Genomic DNA, 437 nt, shown 5'->3' on the forward strand with positions numbered 1-437 from the left:
GATCGAGGCCGCGCGCCACGAGCTCGACGTGCGGCTGCCGGGCGAGCCGCTGATGCTGCACGCGGACGCCACCCGCATCACGCAGGTCGTCAGCAACCTCCTGAACAACGCGGCGAAATACACCCCGCGCGGCGGCCACATCGTGCTGGCGGCGGAGCGCGACGGCCGGCAGGCGCTGATCGCCGTGTCCGACAACGGCATCGGCATCCCGCCCGACGCGCTCGACGAAGTCTTCCGCATGTTCACGCAAATCCCGAACGCGACCCGGCACATGCCGGGCGGCCTCGGGATCGGCCTGTCGCTCGTGAAAAGCCTCGTCGAGCTGCACGGCGGGACGATCCAGGCGGCCAGCGCCGGCATCGGCACGGGCAGCGTCTTCACGGTGCGCCTGCCGCTGGCCGATCATGGCGCGGACAAGGCGGCGCCCCTCCGGGTGC

At 72.1% G+C, this 437-nt stretch carries 1 protein-coding gene; it reads left to right on the top strand.

Going from position 1 to position 437, the window contains the following annotated elements; genetic code table 11:
* The coding region (locus ACEN88_RS34315) for a sensor histidine kinase (RefSeq protein ID WP_413346864.1) at positions 1 to 437 on the top strand (437 nt) is incomplete at both ends.

The sequence above is a fragment of the Massilia sp. CT11-108 genome (assembly GCF_047302915.1).
In the GTDB taxonomy this organism is placed as follows: Bacteria; Pseudomonadota; Gammaproteobacteria; order Burkholderiales; family Burkholderiaceae_D; genus Telluria; species Telluria orientalis.